8 protein-coding genes are annotated in these 10,000 nt (G+C 47.1%); 5 read left to right on the forward strand and 3 right to left on the reverse strand.

What is annotated here, in order from left to right; translation table 11 throughout:
• The first annotated feature begins 58 nt into the window (after positions 1-58).
• The 5 genes from hldE (at position 59) to LDL40_RS18610 (ending at position 4,914) form a co-directional block, all read left to right on the forward strand.
• Positions 59-1,519, forward strand: coding sequence for a bifunctional D-glycero-beta-D-manno-heptose-7-phosphate kinase/D-glycero-beta-D-manno-heptose 1-phosphate adenylyltransferase HldE (gene hldE / locus LDL40_RS18590; RefSeq protein ID WP_300996984.1), 1,461 nt, complete (start codon positions 59-61; stop codon positions 1,517-1,519).
• Position 1,520: 1 nt separating this feature from the next.
• Positions 1,521-2,582, forward strand: a complete 1,062-nt coding sequence (locus LDL40_RS18595; protein ID WP_300996987.1) for a glycosyltransferase family 9 protein — start codon at positions 1,521-1,523, stop codon at positions 2,580-2,582.
• A gap of 10 nt (positions 2,583-2,592) precedes the next feature.
• Positions 2,593-3,150 (forward strand): D-glycero-beta-D-manno-heptose 1,7-bisphosphate 7-phosphatase, encoded by a 558-nt coding sequence (gene gmhB, locus LDL40_RS18600; protein ID WP_300996988.1) that lies wholly within the window; start codon positions 2,593-2,595, stop codon positions 3,148-3,150.
• A 31-nt stretch (positions 3,151-3,181) separates the two neighbouring features.
• Positions 3,182-4,102, forward strand: coding sequence for a hypothetical protein (locus LDL40_RS18605; RefSeq protein ID WP_300996989.1), 921 nt, complete (start codon positions 3,182-3,184; stop codon positions 4,100-4,102).
• A 143-nt stretch (positions 4,103-4,245) separates the two neighbouring features.
• Positions 4,246-4,914 (forward strand): hypothetical protein, encoded by a 669-nt coding sequence (locus LDL40_RS18610; protein ID WP_300996990.1) that lies wholly within the window; start codon positions 4,246-4,248, stop codon positions 4,912-4,914.
• Between the two features lie 105 nt (positions 4,915-5,019).
• On the opposite strand, the gene LDL40_RS18615 is transcribed toward LDL40_RS18610, so the two are convergent.
• The 3 genes from LDL40_RS18615 to LDL40_RS18625 form a co-directional block, all read right to left on the reverse strand.
• A complete protein-coding gene (locus LDL40_RS18615; RefSeq protein WP_300996992.1) occupies positions 5,020-5,493 on the reverse strand; it encodes a peroxiredoxin in 474 nt (157 codons plus the stop codon).
• Positions 5,494-5,542: 49 nt separating this feature from the next.
• Complete coding sequence (locus LDL40_RS18620; RefSeq protein WP_300996994.1) at positions 5,543-6,301, reverse strand: class I SAM-dependent methyltransferase; 759 nt, start codon at positions 6,299-6,301, stop codon at positions 5,543-5,545.
• 124 nt (positions 6,302-6,425) lie between these two features.
• Complete coding sequence (locus LDL40_RS18625; RefSeq protein WP_300996995.1) at positions 6,426-9,980, reverse strand: M1 family aminopeptidase; 3,555 nt, start codon at positions 9,978-9,980, stop codon at positions 6,426-6,428.
• Positions 9,981-10,000 lie beyond the last annotated feature (20 nt).

The following is a 10,000-nucleotide window of genomic DNA, read 5'->3' on the forward strand; positions in this document are numbered from 1 at the left end:
TGTTTATTGGCCATTGGCTGTGCGAAGCTTTAGATATGGCCATAGTAGGTACTAACTGATGATTAACCTGAGCCTGCTGCAAAATTTGTCTTCTGCTTCTGTACTGGTAGTAGGTGATGTGATGCTGGACCGCTATTTTAATGGCGACTCGCAGCGTATATCGCCTGAAGCCCCAGTGCCTGTGGTGAAAATCAGCAAAATTGAAGACAAAGCCGGTGGTGCTGCCAACGTGGCACGCAATATCGCCCATCTGGACGGTAAAGTAGGCTTGTTAGGTATTATTGGTCACGACAGCGCTGGCGAATCCTTGCAGCAGTTGCTGGCTGGTGAGCAGATTCATTCTGAACTGCTAAGCCAGGATCACAAACCTACCATTGCCAAAATGCGGGTGGTGTCACGCCAGCAACAAATAGTGCGGTTGGATCAGGAAGAAATGTTCAGCAGCCAAGATGCACAACTGCTGGCAGAACGTTTTGCCGCTGTGTACCAAAACTACGATGTGATCCTGTTCAGTGATTACAACAAAGGCTCGTTGCAGCAGATTTCTAAAATGATCAAACTGGCCAAAGCGGCCGGCAAAACTGTCTTGGTTGACCCCAAACAAGCCGACTTGTCGGTCTATGCCGGTGCTGATGTCATCACGCCAAATTTAGGTGAATTTAAAACCGCAGGCGGCAAAACAGCGTCAGTGGAAGAAATGCTCAGTTCAGCCCGTGAACTGATGCAAAAAGCCGGTTTAGCCTCAATTTTATTAACCCGCAGCGAACAAGGCATGAGCCTGATTACCGCTACTGAACATCATCATTTCCCGGCCCAGGTATTGGAAGTCAGTGATGTCACTGGTGCTGGGGATACCGTCATCGCCACTTTAGCTGTGATGTTAAGCGCTGGCATGTCCTTGCATGATGCCACTCAGCTGGCGAACTTAGCGGCTGGTATAGTGGTAGGCAAAGTGGGCGCAGCGACAGTTTCTCCTGAAGAGCTGGCCGCTAAGCTGAACAAAGATTTATTCCGTCAGGGCGATTTTTATCAGACGCCTTTTGACAAAGTACTGCAGCATATTCAGTTTGCCCGTCAAAACGGCGAACGTATAGTGTTCACCAATGGCTGCTTTGATATTTTACACGCAGGCCATGTACGTTATTTAGCTCAGGCCAAGGCGTTGGGTGACCGCTTAGTGGTGGGCCTGAATTCAGATGCTTCAGTGCGCCGTTTAAAAGGCGAGCAGCGCCCTATCAACAGTCTGGAAGACCGCGCCACAGTGCTGGCAAGCCTCGCCAGTGTCGACTGGGTGGTGCCTTTTGGTGATGACCTCGCCGAAAACGATACGCCGTTACAATTAATCAGCACTATTTTGCCAGATGTCTTAGTCAAAGGCGGCGACTACAGTATTGACACCATAGTAGGTGCGGATGTAGTGATAGCTCATGGTGGTGAAGTGCAGGTGCTGACTTTTGTTGATGGCCGCTCCACCAGCAAAGTAATACGGAAAATTCAGGATTTACAGGGAAATAACTGAGTTGTCGCAGCCGCTAAAATCTATCTGTATTCTGCGTTTATCCGCTATCGGCGATGTCTGCAACGCAGTTTCTGTGGTGCAGGCCATTCAGCGTCAGCATCCGCAGGCACAGATCACCTGGATCATCGGCAAAATCGAAGCCCGTTTGCTGGAAGGTTTGCCCGGTGTACGTTTTGTCGTCTTTGATAAAAAGCTGGGCAAAGCGGCTTATAGCCAGCTAAAGCAGGATTTAAGACACGACTGTTTTGATGTGCTTTTGCATATGCAAGTGGCCTTTCGCGCTAATCTCGCCTCTTTGTGTATCAAGGCCCACAAAAAAATTGGGTTTGACTGGCACACCGCCAAAGAGCTGCATGCGCTTTTTATGCGTCACCGCATAGAAGCCGCGCCACGCAGCCATGTACTGGATGGCTTTCGCCAGTTTGCCAAAGCTATTGGCGTATCAGAGCAAGAACTGGGTCAGACTCCAACATGGCAGCTGCCTATTCCTGCAGCGGACGAGTTATGGGCTAAAGAGCAGCTAGCAGCCACTGGCAACTCACGCGTCTTGATCATCAGCCCTGCAGCCTCAAAAGCCGAACGTAACTGGCTACCAGAGCGTTATGCGGCTTTGGCCGATTATGCGAACTCTAAAGGCTTTGCGGTGATCTTATGCGGCGGCCCAACTGAACTGGAACGCACTTTAAGTCAGGCCATTCTGGCATCGGCTCAGCATCCCATCACAGATCTCACCGGCAAAACCAATTTAAAACAGTTGCTGGCGTTGTTAAAACACGCAAGTGTAGTTTTAGCGCCCGACACAGGCCCTGCTCATATGGCGGTAGCTGTAGGTACGCCTGTGATAGGTTTATATGGCCATAGCAACCCGGATCGCACAGGCCCTTATTTATTCCGTCAGTATGTGGTCGAGGTCTATCACCAGTCGTTGCTGGAGCAACAAGGCAAAACTGCAGCAGAGCTGAAATGGGGCACACGGGTGAAAGGCAGCGATATTATGCAAAAAATTGCTGTTGAGGCTGTGACTGCTATGTTCGATAAAGTAGTGGCCGAACAGCAGTTATGAGCCAGCAATTATGAAAAAGATGCAAAAGGCCGCGTTTCTGGACAGAGATGGTGTGATTAATATCGATCATGGTTACGTCAGTAGCCCGGACCAGTTCGAGTTTATCGACGGAGTGTTTGAGGCTTGCCGTCATTTACAGCAACAAGGTTACCTGCTGATCGTAGTGACGAATCAATCAGGTATAGGCCGCGGCTACTACAACGAACAACAGTTTCATGCATTAACTGACTGGATGAAAGCGCAGTTTGAGGCTCATGGCGTGACTCTGACCGATGTGTTTTTTTGCCCTCATCATCCGGTTAATGCCAAACCCCCTTATCAAATCGACTGCGATTGCCGTAAACCTGCACCAGGCATGTTGTTGCAGGCCATCAACAAGTATCAGATAGACCCGGGCCAAAGCCTGATGCTCGGTGATAAAAAAGCCGATATGCAGGCCGCAAAAGCAGCTGGTGTTGGCCGCAAAGTACTGGTGTTATCAGGCCAAAATCTGACAGCTGAAGAGCAGGCCAGCGCCGATGAAGTCTGGCCTTCGATTCAAGCGGCGCTGGAATTAGTTACAAACTAAACTTCTGGCTCGCACTTTTACAAGGAATGTAATGCAAAAACTCTTAGCTACGTCCTTAGTACTGCTGATATGCGCTGGCCTGTTTTTTATAGCCAGCAATGCCAAAATAACTCAGCCTCAAACCCCACAAAACTCTGATTTTCAGCAGCCTCAGCTAACAGCTTTAGCTGCTGAGCCTGAACTCATCCCACAAGCCAATTCCAGTCCGGCAACGCCAAATTCAGCGGAGCAGCTGGTCGTTATTGCACGACAGGACTGGAAACTGGACCAGCCTCTGCACACTCAGCTGACAGAACTGAAAAGTCGGGCCAACCAGGGCGATCTGCTGGCCACTTACATGCTGGCTATGAACCTGAGATTTTGCGCTACGGCAGCGCTAAATGAAACCGACTTAGAAGCTCGCTTACAGCAGGCGTATGACTATAAAGACGACGGTGTTGCCATCATCACAATCAAGGAACGCTATGAGTTTTGTGCCGGAATAGACCAACAGCAACGCGATGAGTTTTACGCTTATTTAGAAACTGCCGCCAAAGCGGGTTATGTACCAGCTCAGGAGGAGATGGCCACAGTCACGCCAGAGCAATTTATGCAATTGGCTGGTGCAACAGAGCTTGAACGCGAAGCCTATATCCAAAAGCGGCAAGACTTAATTCAGCTACAGCTTTCATTATTAGAGTCCGCATCGCAGCACGGCAGCATCAAAGCGCTGATCACCCTGTCGACTATGCACCACTCACAAAACTATGGCGAACATGGCCGGGCTAAATCTTATGCCTTCAACCTGTTGATCCTGGAACTAACAGACGACAATGGATTACACAGCAGATACTCAGACTTTGTGCAACGTCGTGAGTCAGAACTTACACCAGAGCAAATTGAACAAGCTCAGGCTTTGTCACAGCAGTGGCTGGCAATAATCAAAGCCAATGGCACTCTCTATCCGCAATAACCATTTGCCTTTTGGCCACCTTTCCAGCCACTCGTTGTCAAAGCCTCAGAAATCAAAACAAAGTTACACATAAAAATAATGCGTTTATCATAACGAAAAAAATTGTTAATTTACCTTTTTCAGTAATAAAAGGACTTGTAGAAATGAAGAAGACTTTGTTGATTGGTTTGTTGACCTTGTTTCCCATCATGGTGTTTGCCCAAAACTCCGATGCAGAAAAACAGCAGCTGCTGCGGGAATTCAAACCTTACGCCACGTATTTTGGTTTCTCGGGTACGGAGCAGTACCTGAATTTTGCCAATAAAATGGAAAGGTTAGTTGTGGGCTCATATACCGCAGGCCCAGCGCTGGAAGAGGACCCTGTCTATATTGCGTTGAATGGTATTCCTTATCACTCCTTAACTGCAGAACAAAAACAGCAGGTGGAAACCATGATGCAAACCCGTCGTCAGCACTTGGCTGATGTGCTTGGTGTGCCAGTTGAAAAGCTGGAAGCATCCATGGACGCCTATTTAAATTATCGGGATTTGGCACACTCTTTATACAAGTTGGAGCAAAAGAAAAAGGGAGTTGTCAGCACTTCTGCTGAAGACGACGAGGACGAGAAAACAGAAGTGATAGAAATTAAAGCCCGCAAACTGGACGACTGGGGCGGCTACGGCTCTGTTTGGATGAGCGTGGGTTTGAGAGATATCGCAATGGGCATGGGTATCGCACCACTAGTAAATTTTACTGTCTATTTTGAAAGTCGCGGTACAACGCAGGTTTTCCGCTATAGCAATACAGCTGGAGCTTACTCTATCCGGCCCTAACAACCTGTAGACAGAAGCTGTCCAACATGTGATAGCCCAATAATTCTGAACTAGCGCAGAAACATATACCTCAGAGGCCAGAAGTTTCTGGCCTCTGGCTAACTTTTACACCAGCTCTAACATCACTTCAGCTTTGCTAACTTCAAACTGTTTAGGTTCGTCGACATTCAGCGCTGTCACCACACAATCATCGACCACCATAGCGTAGCGTTTTGAACGTACACCACCAAAATCACCGGTCTCCACATCCAGGCCAATAGCTTTAGCGAATTTGCCAGCACCATCCGCTAAAAATACGATGTCCGTGGCGTTATGAGCTTTGCCCCAGGCGTCCATCACATAAGCGTCATTGACCGAAGTACAGATAATACGATCGACGCCTTTATCAAAAAACTGCTGCGCATGTTCAATAAAACCAGGTAAATGAGCTGCGCTGCAGGTTGGAGTAAAAGCACCAGGTACAGCAAATAACACCACTTTTTCGCCTTTAAAGACTTCAGCTGTAGTCAGGTTGACAGGGCCATTGTCGGTTAAACGCGCAAAGGTCACTTCCGGTAAGGTATCGCCAATATTGATCATAAATTTATCCCTTTTAATCCAGCTAATTCAGTTATTGCCGTTAATTTAGTTAATCCAGGGCAGCTTTGACATAGACATCAAATCTGTTGTTTTTGCCTTCAATTTGCATGCTGGGTTTTTGCCCTGCTAAAAACTCTGCATAACCAGGCCTTTTGACCACTACTCTTTTGCTGGCCAAGTGCCAGGCGAGCGGAAACAACGCATCGGCGTCGTCATCCGTACCTACCACCTGATGAAAGGCCTGCATTTCTTTTTTCACCAAAGCCGATTTTTCACGAGCCGGAAACATCGGATCTAAATACACCACATCCGGGCTTGGCAATTGGGTTAACGCCTGCTGTGACGGCGCAAAGACCAGTTGCATACGTTCAGGCAGCCAGTAGGCTAACTCCGGATCAAGGGCTGCGCGGCGCAAACCATCCGCCAATAAAGCAGCCACTGCAGGCTGACGCTCCACTAAAGTCACTTTCGCACCTAAACTGGCTAACACTAAGGCATCACGGCCTAAACCCGCTGTTGCGTCTACTACGGTTAAACCCGGCTTTTTGGTGAGGCCCACAGCTTTAGCGATAGCTTCACTTTTACCACCACCAAATTTACGTCTATAAGTCGCTGCACCACTGGCAAAGTCGACCAGTATATCGCCTTGTTTATTCAGCTCTGTGTTGCGCAGCACCAAAGCATCGCCCGTCCAGTATAAATACCAGCCCTGGGGCGAATCTGTAGCGTGCAAACCATAACCTTGTTGCAGGCTTGCTGCCAGTTCAGGAGGAAAATCAGGCTGGGTCAAATAACGAGTGCTGGACATAGTGTCACTTTAACTTTTCACATCAGGGAAAACTATGGCTAGTGTAACCGCCATAGCCCTGTTTAAAAAAGGGGTCAGAACACATTGTTAACAGTTAACAATGTGTTCTGACCCCAATTTATGTTTATAGCTTGCGGATATTATCTGCGCCATCGCGGTCGATTAGGCGGACAAAAGGATCCACCCCGACATAAAGTGGCTTCTGCTCCAGCACCAACTCAATGCTGTTTTCGCCAGTCACCAACTGATGTTTTTTCAGATAAATCACACCACTTTCGCCCGTGGTTTGGTCCGGATCGACACTAAATACACCTATGTCGATTTGCTCAGCCAAAGCTTGGGGGGTTTCTACCCCTTTTTCATCAGCCACTAATTTGTCGGCATGCAGAATCAAATTCAGTTGGAACTTGCCATCAGCCAGTTCAGTGACTTTGGCGTCTTTCACCCTTAAATCATACAAAGTGATGTTATTAAACAAATCGTCAATAAAGGCTTTCTCCTCAACCGCTGTGTTCTGGCTTAAATAACTGACCAAATCTAAAGTGGTTGGGAAAGGATCATTGCGATAACGATAGCGTTCATTAAAGGCCTTTAAGTTGGCATTTAAGCGTTCTTCACCTAAACGGTCTTTAATCGCCATCATTACCACTGAGCCTTTTTGGTAATGAATATAACTCTGGCTTTCTGAGCGCAGTAATGGCTGCTCGCCAATACGCTCACCTGAGCGACCTCTTAAGTAGCCGTCCAGCTCGTACTTGAGGAATTTACGGATTTTGTCAGCGCCGTATTTTTTCTCCATCACCATCAAAGCTGCGTATTGCGACAAACTTTCTGAAATCACGGCGCTACCCTGCACATCCGCAGCGCCTACCTGGTGGCCCCACCATTGGTGGGCCACTTCGTGAGCAGTGACGTAATACACAGCATCAATATTTTCAGGATCGCGCAAGTCGGTAATAAAACCTATTTGCTCGGAATAAGGCACAGTATTGGCAAAACTCTGCGCAAAGCTGCGATAACCGGGAAACTCGATAATACGCAGCTGTTTATGCTGATATGGACCAAAAGCAGCAGTGAAGTAATCAATGGAGTCTTTCACCGATTCCACCATACGATCCACGTTCCACGGATGGCCTTTATGGTAATACACCTCAATAGCCACGCCATTGTGCTCTGCTTTTTTCACTTCATAACGGCCTGAACTGATGGAGTAGAAATTCACCATTGGCTGGTCCATTTTATAACTGAAGTAATTACGGCCATCCTGTTGCCATTGTTTCTGCAGATAACCAGGCGTTAACGCGATCTGATCGCCTTCAGTGGATATGGTGGCTTCAAACTGAATAAAGTTGCCATCAGGACCAAAGAAGTTCTGTGCATAAAACTTCGAATCTTCCAGCTTGTTGGCTCGTTCATTTGGCTCTAAACCACGTTTTAAGCGCTCATGTCTGTCCTGCAGCTCAGCTCCTTCCTGATAACCAAAAGTAGGCAATAACTCCCAGTTATTAATAAAAGTGCCGTTTTCAACTACAGTCACATCAAAACCTGTTTCACGTAAGCCTTTAGATTCGCGGGTTAATTCAATCACGCCTGCAACTGTGGCACCAGCGGCGACCGGAGTGCTGAAGGTCAGCCATGAAGTGCGGAATTTGGCATCTCGTTCACTTAAGCTGGCACCATCAATGGCAATAGTCATTTGCTTTGTATTGTCCGGCCAGTTCACCAAGACTTTTTCGATGGGCTGCGCTGACTTGTTTTGCCACTGAATATTCATCCGGGCCACCACTTTCTGCTGTGAAGGGAACAGGTCAATTTGCGCATTCACATGGGTAGTCACCAAGGCTGGCAGAGCTGCATACTGAATAAAGGCTTTTTCATAATCAGCCTGTAAATCTGTTGTTTCTTCCGCCGTAGTGTAGTTATTCAGCAGTATGGTCTGCTGATAGATAAAAGCACCAGTAGCAACAGCTACCACAGCAGAAACAGCAATCACGGCTTTACCAGCTTTACCTAAGTGATAACCTAGTTTACTTAAGCGTATTTTCAGGCTTTGTAGTGGACCTCTATGATACAAACCATAACCCAGTACAAACAATATGCTGGTGATCGCGCCCCAATACAGCATGTAAACCGAATGGGAGGTTAATCTGTTGGCATATTGGTTTAAGTCAGAAAAACCTATGCTAGGTGATGAGCTAAAGTTATACAAGCTATGGCCGAAACCCCAGGATGCCATCACCAGTGTGCTTAAGAAGTAGCCCACAAACAGTCCCATTCCGACAAACTTATTCGGGCTTAACACTTGCAGGAAAAACGCTAGCACAGCACTCATCATATAGGGCAGTAAAACAAAATAGCCAAGGCGGATCAGGTACTGGCTTAACTCAAAGTTCTCAATTCCTTTAATCAACTGGTAACCCATGGTGGTCAGAATACCAACAAGGATAAGTGCCGCCATTACCAGCGCCATAGCTATTAACTTGGCTGTCCAGAAAGTTAAATTAGGCACAGGCATGGTGTCGATAATGTCACCCATCCCAGAATTGCGTTCACGCCACACCACTTCAGCACTGTAATAGACGATAACAATAACCATCAGTAGGCTGATAGAACCCAGTATATGCTCCACCATCGTCTGCGTAACGGGCCAACTGGATGTGCCATACCAGCCGATGTCAGCAAAGAGTGGACCAATCAGCTGGGCCACGGTAATCAAGCCCAGAATAATAAAAGGGGCAGTGAACAGTACTTGTTTGACTTCAAACTTTAACCTGACTAAAAAGGCAGGCAGCAGAGCGGTAGAGTTGGCTTTTTTCTGTAAATTCTGCAGCGAAAGTTCTGGTTGTTTTAATTCGGCTTTTTTGGCTTTTTTGCGGTCTTTTTTATCCAGCGATGGCAGTTTGAACAGACCGGAAAAGCCAAGTAACACCAAAGCTACAGCTAGCCATAACAAACGGTTCTGCAATAACACGCCTTCAAAACTAACCAACAGTGTATTTTTTTCCTGGATAGTCCAATAACGGGTTAAATCAAAAAAGGTGCGTAAACCAAAAGGGTCTAATAAAGCGGACAAAGCACGGTATTCTGGCAAACGCGCCACTGTACCTGAGACCATATAAAGCACCAGCAGCACCACCGCAATAAGGTACAAAGCCATCATAGAGCGGAAACGGGCTGCTATCGCATAAAACAAAGCTGAAATAATAAAGAAGCTAGGTACTGACAACACCAGGTAGTTGTAGGCGTAAAAGCTTAAGTGGGTTGGGCCAAAACGGCTGGCGTCCACCCAAGGCATAAAACTCGCGAGTAACATGCCCAAAGGCACAGCAATATAAACCAGTAACACCACTAAATAGCTGCCAAAAAAGCGGCCAAACTGATAAGCAAAAGGTGATATTGGCTTACTGTAGATCAGCTCCTCCATTTGATGCTGCTGATTACGTACAGCACTGCTGCCAACAAAATTCACCACCAGAAACATGGCAAAGATACTTAAAATTAACAGCGTCTGGCCTATCGCATAAGGTCCATTTTTAAACACTTCACCACCACCTCCTACGCTGACATTGTCAGAGGCGACAGATAAAAAGCTGATTAAAAACAATAACAAACTGACGACATAAAAAGACGGCTGGCGCAGGTAATAACTCAGCTCAAAACGGGTCATTAAAGCAAACATAACCCCTCCTATGCAGCAGC

Source organism: Rheinheimera sp., from assembly GCF_020217005.1.
Classification (GTDB): domain Bacteria; phylum Pseudomonadota; class Gammaproteobacteria; order Enterobacterales; family Alteromonadaceae; genus Pararheinheimera.

Coding starts and splice junctions, on each gene's coding strand:
- hldE (WP_300996984.1), top strand. CDS start 59: ATGATTAACCTGAGCCTGCTGCAAAATTTGTCTTCTGCTTCTGTACTG.
- gmhB (WP_300996988.1), top strand. CDS start 2,593: ATGAAAAAGATGCAAAAGGCCGCGTTTCTGGACAGAGATGGTGTGATT.
- LDL40_RS18605 (WP_300996989.1), top strand. CDS start 3,182: ATGCAAAAACTCTTAGCTACGTCCTTAGTACTGCTGATATGCGCTGGC.
- LDL40_RS18610 (WP_300996990.1), top strand. CDS start 4,246: ATGAAGAAGACTTTGTTGATTGGTTTGTTGACCTTGTTTCCCATCATG.
- LDL40_RS18615 (WP_300996992.1), bottom strand. CDS start 5,493: ATGATCAATATTGGCGATACCTTACCGGAAGTGACCTTTGCGCGTTTA.
- LDL40_RS18620 (WP_300996994.1), bottom strand. CDS start 6,301: ATGTCCAGCACTCGTTATTTGACCCAGCCTGATTTTCCTCCTGAACTG.
- LDL40_RS18625 (WP_300996995.1), bottom strand. CDS start 9,980: ATGTTTGCTTTAATGACCCGTTTTGAGCTGAGTTATTACCTGCGCCAG.